The sequence below is a fragment of the Amorphus sp. MBR-141 genome (assembly GCF_053628695.1).
Window position 1 is genome coordinate 128263 of sequence record NZ_JBRJGW010000011.1, and the last position, 13538, is coordinate 141800.

Below are 13538 nucleotides of genomic sequence, written 5' to 3' on the forward strand. Positions count from 1 at the left end.
ATGCTGGCACTCCTCGGCACCGCGGCCTTCCTGGTGGCGGTCGGCCTCACCGTGACCGACATCGCATTGCGTTCGGTGAGCGGTCTGACGGTCCACGGGCTGACCGACATCGTCACCCTCTGCACGATGGTCGGCGCCATGCTCGCCATCCCCTACGGCTTCGCCACCGACCAGCACGTCTCCATCGACGTGTTCACCAGCCGCATGCCCGCCGGTCTCCAGCGCGGGCTGCGCGTGTTCGCGGCGCTGCTCGCCTTCGCCTTCCTCGGCGGGGCGTTCTGGTACGCCATCGCCCAGATGATGACCGCCTACACCTACGGCGACCGCAGCCAGTCGATCGGCATTCCGATGGTCTGGTACTGGCTGCCGCTTCTCCTCGGTCTCGGCGCCGCCGCCTTGGTGAACCTCTATCTCGCGGTGCGCGGGATCCTTCGGCCGGACAGGGGCTGAGCCGATGTCCGCACCTCTCGTCGGCGTTCTCGGCCTCGTCGCCCTGCTCGCGCTCATCGCCATCCGCGTTCCGGTCGCCATCGCCATGGGCGTCGTCGGCATCTGCGGCGGCGTCTATCTGAACGGCATGTTCAGCCTCGGCTTCATCCTCGGCTCGCAGCCGTTCGTGACCTCGTCCAGCTACTCGCTGTCGGTCATCCCGCTGTTCGTCATGATGGGCGCCTTCGCCTCGCGGGCCGGCCTCTCGGCCTCCCTCTACCAGTCGCTTCACGCGCTGATCGGCCACTGGCGCGGCGGCCTCGCCTCGGCGACGGTGGGCGCCTGCGCGCTGTTCGGATCGGTGTGCGGCTCCAGTCTCGCCACGGCCGCCACGATGGCGCGCGTTGCCATGCCCGAGATGACCGCCGTCGGCTACGACCGGCGGCTGACGTCGGGCGCGCTTGCCGCCGGGGGCACGCTGGGCATCCTCATTCCGCCGTCGATCATCATGGTGATCTACGCGCTGCTGACGGAGCAGTCGATCGGCCGGATGTTCCTCGCCGGCATGATCCCCGGGCTGCTGGCGGCGGCGCTCTACATGGCGACGATTTACCTGGTCGCCACGCTCAAGCCGTCCTGGGCGCCGCGCACGGCGCGCATTGCCGGCAGCAGCCGTTTCTCCGCGATCCGGCAGATGACGCCCATCCTGTCGCTCTTCGTGGTCGTCATGGGCGGCATCTACGCCGGCATCTTCTCGCCGACCGAGGCGGCCGGCGTCGGCGCGTTCGGCGCGATCCTTCTCGCCGCCCTGCGCAAGCGTCTCACCTGGCAGGTCGCCCGGGAGGCATTGGTCGAGACCGCCGTGACGACCGGCATGCTGTTCATGATCCTGATCGGCACGTCGGTGCTGCAGTTCTTCATCGAGACGTCGACGCTGCCGCAGGTGATCGTCGACTGGATCCAGGCGCTCGGCCTGCCGCCGCTCGGCGTACTGGTGATGATCCTGATCATCTACCTGGTTCTCGGCTGCTTCCTCGACAGTCTGTCGATGATGCTGATCACCCTGCCGATCGTGTTTCCGGTCATCACCGACCTCGGCTACGACCCGATCTGGTTCGGCGTCCTCGTCGTCTCGGTGGTGGAGATCGGCCTGATCACCCCGCCGCTCGGGATGAACCTCTTCGTCATCACCGCGGCGGTCGAAGACCTCCGCTTCGAGACGGTGGCGACCGGCGTGCTGCCGTTCCTGGCGGCCGACCTCGTGCGCCTCGCGCTGATCGTGGCGATCCCGGCGCTGTCGCTGGCCCTGCCCGCCATGCTGATGTGAGCCTGAACGACCTCCGTCCGGCGGACGGAGATCGTTCAGGCCCTCGACCGCCGGGCGCTACATCCGGGCGAGGAAGGTGGAAATCGACGGCACCGCGATCAGGATCGCCAGCGCGACGATCATCGAGCCGACGAACGGCAGCGCCCCCCTGAAGATGTCGCCGACCGTGACGTCGTCGTCGCCCAGCGCCGACTTGATCGTGTAGACCGACAGCCCGAAGGGCGGCGTGAGCAGGCCGATCTCGACCGCCACCACCGTCAGCACGCCGAACCAGATCAGGTCGAAGTGGGCCGCCTCGGCGATCGGCAGCGCGATCGGCAGCATGATCAGCATGATCGAGATGGAATCGATCAGGCAGCCGAGCAGGATGACCACCCCCAGGAACAGGACCAGGAAGCCGTAAGGGCCGATGGAGCTGCCCAGGATCGTGTCGGCCAGCGCCTGGGGCATGCCCGACATGGCGAGCATCCGGCTGAAGAACGTCGCCGCCATGATCAGGAACAGCACGGACACGGTGATCTGGCCGGTCTCGACGAGCAGGTTCCAGAACACACGACCGGTCAGCGACTTGCGCGCCAGCGCGATCACCAGCGCGCCCAGCGCGCCGACGGCGCCCGCCTCTGTCGGGTTGAGGAACCCGCCATAGAGGCCGCCGAGCACCAGCAGCACCAGCGACAGGATCGGCAGGGCCAGACGGACCGTCCGGAGCACGCTGACCGGCTCGGCAATCTCCTCGGTGTCGACGCGGTCGAAGACGAAGTCGCGCTTCCAGGTGGCGAGCATCAGGATGGTGACGCAGAAGATCAGCGACAGCAGGATGCCGGGCCCGATGCCTGCCAGGAACATGCGCCCGACGGATTCCTCGGCCAGCACCGCGTAGACGATCATCAGGAGCGACGGGGGGATCAGCATCCCCAGCACCGACGAGCCGGCGACGACGCCGGTCGAGAAGCGCTTGGAATAGCCGTGCCGGGTCATCTCGGGCACCGCGACACGGGAAAACACCGAGGCGGACGCGATGGAAATACCGGTGATCGAGGCGAACACCGCGTTGGCGAAGACGGTCGCGATGCCGAGCCCGGCCCGCACCCGGCGCAGCATCCGCTCGAACACGTCGAACGTGTCCTTGCCGACCCCCGAGACGGTGACGAGCAGCCCCATCAGGACGAACAGCGGCACCACCGCGAACAGGTATTCCCGCAGGCTGTCGTTGGCGACCTGCCCGATCATCCGCATCGCCACCGTGTCGTTGCGGATGAACGCCACGCCGGAGAACGACACCAGCAGCATGCTGATGCCGATCGGCAGTCCGAAATAGATGAGGATGACGAGCGCGGCGATCGCCAGCGCACCGATTTCGACGTTCATCGTGCGCCCCCGCGCGGCATCAGGACGTCCCGCAGCGCGATCACCGACTGGACGAGAAACTGGATGGTCGCCACCGCAAGCCCGGCGAGGATGACGACGCGGAATGGCCAGACCGGGAGCGTGAACAGCCCGGTCACGCCGATATATTCGCCGGATGACAGATCCTTGCCGACGATGCGCAGGGTCGCGACCGCCATGGCGCCGACGACCGCCGCGCTCACCAGGTCGAACACGAAGACGACCACGGCGCCGGCCCGCGGCCTGCGGCGGCAAAACCCGCCGAGGAAGAAGTCGGTCCGCGCGAGCCGGTCGTGGCGCACGGTGGTGCCGAGCTGCAGGTAGACGATCATCACCAGCGTAAGCGCGCCGAGCTCGGAGACCAGGGGCAGCGATCCCCCGACGACGTTGCGGGCGACCACGTCGCTGCTGATGATCACCATGAGCACGATGATCAGGGCGGTGCCGAGCGCGGCGAGCCCGTCGACGAGCCCGTTCCAGCCGCGCACGACCGGGTGCCGGCGCCCTCCCTGGGGGGCGCCGGTCTCCTGTTCAGGAATGGAAGTGGTCATGGTCGGGACCGACTGCCGTCCCGGACCTATTCCGCGCCCCAGTCACGAACCGGCTTTTCGCCGCGCTCGCGCAGGCCGTCCATGTAGGCGTTGAGGAACGCCTTGGCAGGAACGCCCTGGCTCTCCAGCTGGGCGGCCCACTCACCGGCCACGTCCGGCAGCGCGTCCACCCACTTCTGGCGCTCTTCCTGCGGCATCACGATGATCTCGACCGGCGGATTCTGGTTCGCACCGAGCTCGACCATCTTGTTGAGCGCAAACTCGTGACGCTCGAGAAGATCCTTGCCGTGCGCTTCGGTGTAGAACTTGCCGCCTTCGATCATGGCGTTCTGCACCTCTTCCGGCAGGTCGTCCCAGACGTCGCGGTTGATCGCCACCGCACCGGAGAAGGCGACGCCCGCGTCGAAGCGGTTGATGTACGGCGCCACCTCGTAGACCTTGGTCGGCAGGATGCCGAGAGCGAGCGACAAGGTCCCGTCCGACACGCCGGTCTGGATGTCGGTGTAGTAGGAGGTCAGCGAGCCGTCGACGGCGTTGGCGCCGGTGCCCCGCAGCCAGTTGCCGAGCACGCCCGGCGCCGACAGCTTCATGCCGTCGATGTCGGCGATGCCCTTCAGCGGCTCCTTGGTGTAGATGTCGTACATGTCGGTGCCGGTGAAGGCGAGAACCTTCAGATTGTACTGCTCCCACTCCTTGCGGAACGCCTCGTTGGTCTCGAACAGCTCTTCCATCACCGCGAGCTGGACCGGCGGATTGGCGGTGGCGAAGGGCGCGTAGCTGGACGCCTGGCTGAGCGGCAGCTTGGCCGGCTCCAGGAACGAGAACACCCAGCCGATGTCGGTGATCCCCTCCTCCACGGAGGTGAGCGTGGCGTTGGCCTTGTAGAGCTGGCCGCCGAAGGCCTCGTTCCACTCGATCTTGTAGTTGCCGGTCTCGGCGAGGATCTCGTCCGTCTTCGCCATGAAGTGGGACTTGATCATGCCCACCCACGGCACCACCAGCGGATGGCTGGATGCCACGGTGAGATTGATCGTCTCCTGCGCATAGGCCGCCGACGGAACCGCCATCGCGCCCAGGCAGAGTGCCATCATCATCTTCTTCATCGTCGTTCCTCCCTCTCGGATCAAAGTATTCTGAAGGTCTGGCTCGAATTATCGAGCCGCAACGTGACGCTACCCTCGTTGATCATCCACGGCCGGACCTGGAAGGTCCGCGCGCCCGATTTATGCATCGGGTCGCGCTCCGCGATGTCGATGGCCTCCTGGCGCGAACCTGCGCGGATGACCACCAGTCCGTCGCCTTCCCAGGCGGTCTCGTCGTCGGTCCACATCGGACCGGCAGCGTAGAGTATTCCGTCCGCTTCCAGCTGGACCTGGAAGGCCAGGTGCTCTCCCAGCCGCTCCAGGATCGGCCCGAGGCCGTCCGCCGGCGACGTGAAGATCGCGTAGAGCTGCTTCTGCAGCATCTCCTTGCTGGCTTCCTTCACGTCGGCGACAGGGATCGCGGTCAGCTCAGCCATGTCATGCCCCCACTCTCGGTTTCTCGGCGTCCGATGAAACTGTCCCTCTGGCCGGGTGCCCCAAGCGCCGCGGGCGAGCCCGGGGCGCATCGTCAGGATAAGGTTGTGGAAGAGCGCCGAAACGGTCCTCCCGATCGATGTGCGTCTGGTCCCGCCGGCACCCGCACGGCCCGTGTAGCGGCAGGACGCTCCGTCAGTCGGTCGTCAGCCCGCCTGCTTGGCCCGCTCGGCGAGTTCGGCGCGGATTTCCGCGCCGTGCTCGTCGAGGGTCGGCGGCGGCAGAAGATCCATGTCCGGTTCCCCGTCGAAGCTGTAGGGCGCGCGGACGGTGGTGAACGGTCCCATCTCGGGGTGCTGGGCGGTGACCTGGATCCCGAGATGACGGGCCTGCGGATCTTCCAGCGCCTCGTCGGAATCGTAGGCCGGCGAATGCGGGACCTCGTTCTCGCGGAGCCGCGCGCACCACTCGTCCCTGGTCCGTTCGCGGAAGATCGGCTCCATCGCGTCGATCAGCGCATCGTGGTTCTCGATCCGCGCCATCCGCTCGGAAAAGCGCGGGTCGGTGCCGATTTCCGGATGACCGAGCGCGCTCACCAGCCCGTCCCAGAACTTGGTCGGCGACGACAGGTGGAAGGCGATCCATTTTCCGTCCGCACACCCGAACGTGTACGACTGGGACACCTCCGGACGGCTCAGCGGACCCATCACCTGGCCGACGCTGAAATGGTGGGTGAAGCTGTCCAGGTTGAAGTGGGTCATCGCCTCCAGCATCGAGATGTCGAGGCGACGCCCCTTGCCGGTCTTGGTGCGCTCAAGCAGCGCCGCGCAGATGCCCAGCGCCGCGTACTGGCCGGTGACCGCGTCGGCGATGGCCGGGCCGATGACCCGCGGCCGGTTCGGCGGCGTCAGCAGGCGGAGATAACCGCTCGCCGCCTGGGCGACCGTGTCGAAGACCGGGCGGTCCCGGTACGGCCCTGAGGCGCCGAACCCGGTGATGGCGCAGTAGACCAGCGACGGGTTGACCTTGCGCAGGTCCGCCTCGCCCGCTCCCACCTTCTCGGCCACCCCCGGCCGGAAGTTCTGGATGAACACGTCCGCCGTCGCCACCAGATCGTGGAACACCTTCAGGTCGTCCGGCTCGCGGGTGTTCAGAGCGATCGAGCGCTTGTTGCGGTTGTAGGTCTGATAGTGCGGCGAATAGAGCCCGCCCTTGAACGAGCGGAACGGATCGCCGGTCCCGGGGCGCTCGACCTTGATCACGTCGGCCCCAAGATCGGCCAGGTGCATGCCGGCGGCCGGCCCGGTGATGTAGGTGCCGAGCTCAACGACGCGGAAGTCCTTGAGGATCTTCGCCATGGTGCCGCCTCAGCTCTTGCCCGGCGTCGGGTCGGACGGGGCCCCATCATAGGCGATCGCCGCGTCGGCGTGGTTCGACATGATGAAGCCGATGGAGCGCTGGCTCTCTTCGAAGAGATGCGCCACCAGGCCGCCGGTGCGCGCGAGCAGCGGGATGCCCTTCATCGCCTTGGCCGGCCAGCCGGCGTCGAGCATCAGCGCGGGGATCGCGCCAGAGACGTTGATGGGCAGCGGCCGGTTGATGATCTCCGGCGCGTGCCGCGCCAGGGTCTGCAGCATCTGGATGTGGGGGCCGACGATGCCCTCCTGCTCGGCAATCTCCAGCAGCACCAGCGCCCGCGGATCGCCGGCGCTGTGCTGCGGATGGCCGAGGCCCGGCACCTTCGCCCGCTTCGCCTTCAGCGCCTCGAGGCTTTCCGTGGCGACCGTATCGGCATCCCGCCCGCTGGAGCGCACCTCCTCGACGAGATCGACCAGGTACTGGCCGGCCGTTTCCGAGCTGCCGGCGACGACCGAGCCCATCCCCAGCAGCCCGGCCGACACCGCGCCCTGCCAGGCATCGGGCCCGGCGGCGAGCGTCATGCGCGCCGCCTGGACGCTGGGTACGAGGCCGTGCTCGGCGATCGCGATCAGGCAGGCGTCGGTGATCCGGCGCTGGACGTCGGTCGGGCGCTCGCCGATGACGAGCAGCCAGAAATAGGACGTGAAGTCCATCTTGCCGATGAGATCGCGGCAGAGGTCGTTGCCGCGCACGGTGATGCTGTGCTCGTCCGAAGTGGCGATGGCCGTAAACGCATTGTCCTGCTTGCCTATCCGCATTCCGGATCAACCTTTCGCATACCGAAAACTTTTCCTCTTGCCGCAGGATAAGGCTGCGATTACCGTTCCGTCAAGCGTACCAATCGCCTGCGCCGAGAACCGCAGAGGCAATTCCAGGGAGGCCGCATGACTGACGTCAACCAGTTCACGATCACCGAAGCGGTGAAGAAAAGCTTCGCCACCGAGCCCGACTCGCGCTTCGAACTGCTGCTGCAGAAGCTCATCGACCACATTCATTCCTACGTGCGCGAGACCAACCTCACGCACGACGAGTGGATGCGGATGCTGACGTTCCTCTACGACTGCGGGCAGATCTCCACGCCGGAGCGCCACGAATTCATCCTGTTGTCGGACGTGCTCGGGCTGTCGGCGATCGTCGACATGATCAACACCCGCGGCGGCGCGACCGAGGGCAGCAACCTCGGGCCGTTCTATCTGGAGAAGGCGCCACGCATGGAGCTGGGTGCCGACCTCGCCGGTCCACGTCCCGGCGTATCGGTGCTGTGCAGCGGAATCGTGCGCGACACCCTCGGCCATCCGCTGCCGGGCGCCACCATCGACACCTGGCAGGCGGACGGTTCCGGCACCTACCCGATCCAGGAAGTGGGCCAGGACAAGTACGACCTCCGGGCCGTGTTCAAGGCCGACGAGACCGGACGCTACTGGTACACCACCGTCCTTCCCAAGCCCTACACGGTTCCGTATGACGGCCCCGTCGGCGAACTTCTGCGCGCCGGCAAGCGTCATGCCTGGCGTGCCGCCCACCTGCACTACATCGTCTCCGCCCAGGGCATGCGCGGCATCACCACCGAGGTGTTCTTCGCCAACACCGAGTACATCGACAACGACGCCGTGTTCGGCGTACGCAAGTCGCTGATCGCGGAGCTCAAGCCCTTCGATGCGGCCGCGCACGCGGATCTGAAGCTCGAGCGCAAGCCCGACGCGCAGGTGACCTACGACTTCGTTCTCGCCCCGGCATAAGGCAACCCTCCATGTCCACGACGCCCGACCACGAGGACAGACCGGCGGAATTCGTCGAAGCCCTCGCAAAAGGCCTGGCGATCCTGGAGTGTTTCGACGCCGACCACGCCGAGATGAACCTCTCGGAGATCTCGCGGCGGGTGGATCTCACCCCCGCCGCGGTCCGCCGCAGCCTGATCACGCTGAAGTCGCTCGGCTACGTCGGCCAGACCGAAAAACGGTTCTATCTCCGGCCGAAGGTGATGAGCCTCGGCTCAGCCCTGTATTTTTCCGCGCGGATCGACGAGGTGCTGCAGCCGGAGCTGCGGCACTTCGTCGGCAAGTTCGGCGATGCGTCGTCGGTGGCGGCGCTGGTCGGGATGGAGGTGCTCTACATCGCCCACTATTCCGAGCAGCGGGCGCGGCGGCCGTCGGCCGTGGTCGGCGCGCGCTATCCGGCCCAGGCGACCTCGCTCGGTCAGGTCATCCTCGCGGGCCTTCCCGAGGCGGAATTCGAGGACTTCCTCGCCCGCATGGAGCCGATCTCGCTGACGCCGCGCACCATTGTCGACCGGGACGAACTGAGAACCGTGATCGCCCGCGTCCGCGAGCAGCAGTACGCGGTGACCGTCGACCAGCTCGACTACGGTATCACCGCCCTCTCCGTGCCGATCCGCGGCCGCGACGGGCACACCGTGGCGGCGCTGAACACCTCCGGCTACTCCGGCACCGTCAGCGCGGAGTTCCTCGTCGAGGAGCGCCTGCTGCCGCTGCGCCAGGCGGCGGCGCGGATCACCCAGACCTTCCAGCGCTATCCGGTCCTCGAGCGCATCATCGACCACGACTGAATCGGGATGACGACGGCCGGGGCCCCTCCTCCCGCCGGGCGGGCGGTGTGCCGTCAGACCGGCGCGTACTCGCCCGCCTGAACCGGCACGGACACGACCCGCGGCGCTTCCCCCGCCGCACCGATACCGGCGCGGCGCGCCAGCTCCCAGGCCGCATCGACGACGTGCTGGCTCGACAGGCCGTACTTGAGGAACAGGTGCGGCGCGTTGAGGGAGCCTTCCGCGTAGGTGTCCTGAAGCCCGACCCGGGTGAGCCGGACGCCGAGCCCCTCCTCCGCGATCAGCTCCGCCACCGCCGTGCCGAGCCCGCCGACCACGTTGTGGTTCTCCACCGTCACGACGGCCTTGGCCTGGCCGATGACCTCGCGGAGCGTGTCGACGTCCAGCGGCTTGATGACCGGCACGTGGACGAGGGCGGCCGAGACGCCCGCCGCGCCGAGCGCATCGGCGGCCTGGATGGCGGAGGCAAGCATCATCCCCGACGTGATGATGGCGACGTCGCCCGCCGGCTTGATCACCTCGGCCTTGCCGAACCGGAACCGATGGCCTTCGTCGAAGATCAGCGGAACCTCGCCGCGCTTCAGCCGCAGGTAGACGGGACCCGGCAGATCGACGATCTCCGATACGGCGACGCCGATCTCCCGCGCATCGGCGACATCGACGATGGTCATGCCCGGGATCGCGCGCATGATGGCGATGTCGTCGATCGCCTGGTGGCTGGGGCCGCCGGGCGTGCTCACCCCCGGCATGAAGCCGACGATGCGGACGGGCAGCTTCGGATAGGCGATCGCGTTGACGATCTGGTCGAAAGGCCGCCGCGTCGCGAACACCCCGAAGGTGTGCACGAACGGGATGAAGCCGCGGCGCGCGAGAGCGCCCGCCATGCTCATCATGTTCGCCTCGGCCATGCCGGCATGGATGAACCGCTCCGGCAGCGCCTCCTGGAAGAGGTCGATCTCGCACTGGCGGGTGAGATCGCCGGTGAGGCAGAGGATGTCGCTGCGCGTGCGGGCGAGGTCGAGGAGCGCGCGGCCGTAGGGTTTCAGCTCGGTCGGATACGGGGCGTCACGCAAGGCGGCTCTCCAGCTCTTCGGCAGCCGCTTGCGCGAGCTCCGGCGGAAGCTTGATGAAATGTCCGTCGGCATCGTCCGGCAGGCAGGCGAGGCCCGTCCGCGTCGACGTCCGGCCGATGATGATGGTCGGCCGATCGCTCTCCAGGCTGGCGCGCAGCGCCGCATCCACCGCGGTCCCGTCGTGACCGTCGATGTCGTGGGCAGCCCAGCCGAACGCCCGCCACTTGTCGGCGATCGGATCGAGGGTGGTGATGGTGTCGACCGGCCCGTCCACCTGGGAGTTGTTGGCGTCGAGCAGCACGACGAGCCGGTCGAGCCGGTTGTGGGCGGCGAACATCGCCGCTTCCCAGACCTGCCCCTCCTGCAGTTCGCCGTCGCTGAGGAAGGCGAACGTGAAGCCGGGCGCCCCCTTCAGGCGATTGGCCAGCGCCAGGCCGATGGCGCCGGACAGCCCCATGCCCAGCGATCCGCCGGTGAGGTCGACGCCCGGCGACCGCTCGGTGCCGATCGCCTCCAGGTCGGAATCGTTCTGGCCGTAGGTGCTCAGCAGCTCGGGATCGAGCCGGCCGACCTCGGCTTCCGCCGCGTAGAAGGCGACGATGTAGTGGCCCGGCGAGCAGACCACGTCGTCGATGTCGGGCCGGTAGGCGGACACGTAGAGGCCGGCGACCAGTTCGGCCGACGACAGCGCCTGGCCGAGATAGCCGAACCCCTGGGGCGCGATCATGCGGAGCGCCCTGAGCCGGATCGCATCGGCCAGATGCGCCGGATCCCGCCCGGCTCCGATCGGAAGGTCGTTCCGCCCCCTGCCCGGCATCGTGTCGTCAGTCATGGTCATCTCCGTCCAAGCAAGGGTCCGGCGCGATCGCAGCGGCGTGGATCGGCGGGCAGGCCGCCGCTCAGGACGGCCCGAGCGGCACCCGCGTCGCGTCGCAAAGGTCACGCCCCGGCCGCAACCGGCCGGGGCGCAAAGGATGGCGGAACGTCAGAGGTTGGCGGACCAGTCCCGCAGCGGGTCGGCGCCTTCGGCCACGACCGTCTCCATGAACGCCCGCATGATCTCGCGGGCGGGCACGTCGGGGCTTTGCACGGCGTCGACCCAGGCCTTGCCCAGATCCGGCATGCGCTCGACCCACTCCTTCTTCTGCTCGTCGGGCATGACGCGGACCGTCGCGCCCTCCTTCTCGAACAGCTCGAACACCTCCTTCTCGCGCTCGACGATGAGGCGGGCGTTCTCGGTCGAGTAGCCGGCACCGAGTTCGGCAAGCACCTTCTGGACGTCGTCCGGCAGTCCCTCGTAGGTATCGGAGTTGACGCCGAAGCCGCCGAAGGTCAGCGGACCGGTCTCGACCCGGGTCACGTGGGGGGCCACCTCGTGCAGGCGCAGCGGATAGGCGCCGGTGGCGATCAGCAGCACACCGTCGCCGACGCCGGTCTGCATCTGGCTGTACATCTGCGGAATGCCGGTGGCGATCAGCGTCGCGCCAAGCGATTCGACCCAGGGCGCCAGCACCGTGCCGCCGAGGATCTTCATGCCCTCAAGGTCGGAGAGCTTCTCGATCGGCTTCTTGGTGAACAGGCTGTAGCCATCGGAGACGCACGAGCCGAAGAACGAGACGTTGTTGCGCGCCCACTCCGCCTTCATCGCCGGCTGCTCGGCGTTCAGCCGGTTCATGGTGTTGATCGCCTGGGCCACCGTCTGGGTGGTGAACGGCGTCGAATACATGATGTTCTGCAGCGGCAGCGCCGACGGCTCGAACAGCGAGCCGATCCAGCCCATGTCGGTGAGCTGGGTCGAGACCGCCTCCAGCGTGTCGTTGAAGTTGTAGAGCGTGCCGCCGAACGCCTCGGTCCACTCGATGCGATGGTTCGAGCCCATCTCCTCCAGAAGCGTGTTGGAGCGGTCGACGACGATGGTCTTGAGCGGCTTCACCCACGGGATGGTCAGCGGGTGGCTCGAGGAAATCGTCAGCGGGACGGTGTCGGCGGCCAGCAGCTTCCGCGTTCCCAGCAGCGGCAGCGCCGTGGCCGAGATCATCCCCATCATGGCGGTTCGTCTGTTGATCAACATTGGCAGTCCTCCCTGAGTGTCACTTCGGTTTTTCTTTTGAGCGCACCGGATGATCTTCCGGTTTTATTGGCTAAGCCACTATGTGGCGCAGACCCCGCTGCGGTCAATGTCGATCCGCGACTGCGGCGGTCGCCATGCCGCCGCCCGGATCCCATCTGCGGCCGCGCCCAGCGGCGCGACCCTCCGCATCAGTCGAAGTTGTTCTTTTTGCCCTCGCGCACGTAGTCCACGACCGAGGAAATCCCCTGGCGGGTGTGGATCGCCTTCTTCTTGGAGACATGGCCGAACATCTGGGTGCCGAAACCCAGGTCGAGATCGTTGACGATCCGCTGCTTCCAGGGACGCCGCACGATCTGGGCGGTGAGCCGGCGGGTGGTGCGCGGCTGGGTCATGATGTGGTCGGCGATCTTGTAGGCCCGGTCGATCAGCTGGTCGCGCGGCATGATCTCGTTGACCATGCCCCATTCCAGCGCCTTCTCGGCGGTGATCGCCTCGCCGGTCAGCAGCGCGTAGGCGGCGCGCTTCACGCCGAGGAGCTCCTGGAAGCAGTTGTGGATGCCGTCGGCCGGCACCGAGCCGATGTCGTAGTGGAGATCGAACACCGTGGCGTCGTCGGCCGCGATGGTGATGTCGCACATCAGCACGATCTCGGAGTGGAAGCCCGGGCCGTTGAAGATGCCGATCGTCGGGATCTCCAGATCGTTGATGAGCGAGCTGACGTTGATCCGGCCATCCTTGAAGGCGTACTCGTACGCCCAGTACTCCATGTCCTCTTCTTCCAGCGCGAAGCCTTCCGGATCCGAATCCATCATGAACTCCTCGCCGGAGCCGGTGAGGATCATGATCTCGTTCTTAGGATCGGAGCCGACGACCTTCAGCATCTGGCCGAGCGCGCGGTGGTTCTGGACGCTGAGCTGGATCGGACCGCCGAGGGTGTGCGCCTCGACGAGGATCACGCCGTCGTCCCGGCGCGTCATCTTGAAGAAGTCCTTGAAGGCCTCCTTGTAGTCGTCGAACTCGGGCGTCGGCACGAACTTCTGAAGCGACATGGGTGTTTCCTCCTGCCCTGTCTGGATCGGACCGGCGCCCGCCTTCGACGCGGGGCCTTCTGGCCCCCGGCACCGGCACTCTGGATTTCGCGGACGCCACCGGCGGCCGGTGTCAGGTCTGGCCGGGCTGGCGCCCGTGCTGGCGGCCCC

At 67.4% G+C, this 13538-nt stretch carries 14 protein-coding genes; 4 read left to right on the forward strand and 10 right to left on the reverse strand.

From position 1 onward, the window contains the following. Positions 1-450: a TRAP transporter small permease gene (locus tag ACSSVZ_RS15960; protein ID WP_453971596.1), complete on the forward strand. Its 450-nt coding sequence runs from the start codon at positions 1-3 to the stop codon at positions 448-450. Positions 451-454: 4 nt separating this feature from the next. Next, positions 455-1756 (forward strand): TRAP transporter large permease, encoded by a 1302-nt coding sequence (locus ACSSVZ_RS15965; protein ID WP_453971597.1) that lies wholly within the window; start codon positions 455-457, stop codon positions 1754-1756. A gap of 57 nt (positions 1757-1813) precedes the next feature. On the opposite strand, the gene ACSSVZ_RS15970 is transcribed toward ACSSVZ_RS15965, so the two are convergent. From ACSSVZ_RS15970 to ACSSVZ_RS15995, 6 genes are all read right to left on the reverse strand, one after another. Further along, positions 1814-3124, reverse strand: coding sequence for a TRAP transporter large permease (locus ACSSVZ_RS15970; protein WP_453971598.1), 1311 nt, complete (start codon positions 3122-3124; stop codon positions 1814-1816). Further along, positions 3121-3693, reverse strand: a complete 573-nt coding sequence (locus ACSSVZ_RS15975; protein WP_453971599.1) for a TRAP transporter small permease subunit — start codon at positions 3691-3693, stop codon at positions 3121-3123. The genes ACSSVZ_RS15970 and ACSSVZ_RS15975 overlap by 4 nt, the downstream gene beginning before the upstream one ends. 26 nt (positions 3694-3719) lie before the next feature. Continuing rightward, positions 3720-4796 (reverse strand): C4-dicarboxylate TRAP transporter substrate-binding protein, encoded by a 1077-nt coding sequence (locus ACSSVZ_RS15980; RefSeq protein ID WP_453971601.1) that lies wholly within the window; start codon positions 4794-4796, stop codon positions 3720-3722. A 20-nt stretch (positions 4797-4816) separates the two neighbouring features. After that, on the reverse strand, positions 4817-5212 hold the full coding sequence (locus ACSSVZ_RS15985; protein WP_453971602.1) for a YciI family protein: 396 nt from the start codon (positions 5210-5212) through the stop codon (positions 4817-4819). 204 nt (positions 5213-5416) lie between these two features. After that, a complete protein-coding gene (locus tag ACSSVZ_RS15990) occupies positions 5417-6568 on the reverse strand; it encodes a CaiB/BaiF CoA transferase family protein (RefSeq protein WP_453971604.1) in 1152 nt (383 codons plus the stop codon). A 9-nt stretch (positions 6569-6577) separates the two neighbouring features. Continuing rightward, entirely contained in the window at positions 6578-7387 is an 810-nt protein-coding gene (locus tag ACSSVZ_RS15995) for a citryl-CoA lyase (RefSeq protein ID WP_453971606.1), read from the reverse strand. Between the two features lie 126 nt (positions 7388-7513). Here ACSSVZ_RS15995 and ACSSVZ_RS16000 point away from each other — a divergent pair, with 126 nt between their 5' ends. Both ACSSVZ_RS16000 and ACSSVZ_RS16005 read left to right on the forward strand, forming a co-directional pair. Continuing rightward, positions 7514-8368, forward strand: a complete 855-nt coding sequence (locus tag ACSSVZ_RS16000) for a dioxygenase family protein (protein WP_453971608.1) — start codon at positions 7514-7516, stop codon at positions 8366-8368. A gap of 11 nt (positions 8369-8379) precedes the next feature. After that, on the forward strand, positions 8380-9195 hold the full coding sequence (locus ACSSVZ_RS16005; RefSeq protein ID WP_453971609.1) for an IclR family transcriptional regulator domain-containing protein: 816 nt from the start codon (positions 8380-8382) through the stop codon (positions 9193-9195). A gap of 53 nt (positions 9196-9248) precedes the next feature. On the opposite strand, the gene ACSSVZ_RS16010 is transcribed toward ACSSVZ_RS16005, so the two are convergent. The 4 genes from ACSSVZ_RS16010 to ACSSVZ_RS16025 form a co-directional block, all read right to left on the reverse strand. Next, entirely contained in the window at positions 9249-10268 is a 1020-nt protein-coding gene (locus tag ACSSVZ_RS16010; protein WP_453971611.1) for a transketolase family protein, read from the reverse strand. Further along, entirely contained in the window at positions 10261-11100 is an 840-nt protein-coding gene (locus tag ACSSVZ_RS16015) for a 1-deoxy-D-xylulose-5-phosphate synthase N-terminal domain-containing protein (protein WP_453971612.1), read from the reverse strand. The genes ACSSVZ_RS16010 and ACSSVZ_RS16015 overlap by 8 nt, the downstream gene beginning before the upstream one ends. Before the next feature lie 153 nt (positions 11101-11253). Next, positions 11254-12339, reverse strand: a complete 1086-nt coding sequence (locus ACSSVZ_RS16020; RefSeq protein ID WP_453971613.1) for a C4-dicarboxylate TRAP transporter substrate-binding protein — start codon at positions 12337-12339, stop codon at positions 11254-11256. Positions 12340-12527: 188 nt separating this feature from the next. Then, complete coding sequence (locus tag ACSSVZ_RS16025) at positions 12528-13388, reverse strand: enoyl-CoA hydratase/isomerase family protein (protein ID WP_453971614.1); 861 nt, start codon at positions 13386-13388, stop codon at positions 12528-12530. Between the last annotated feature and the right edge of the window lie 150 nt (positions 13389-13538).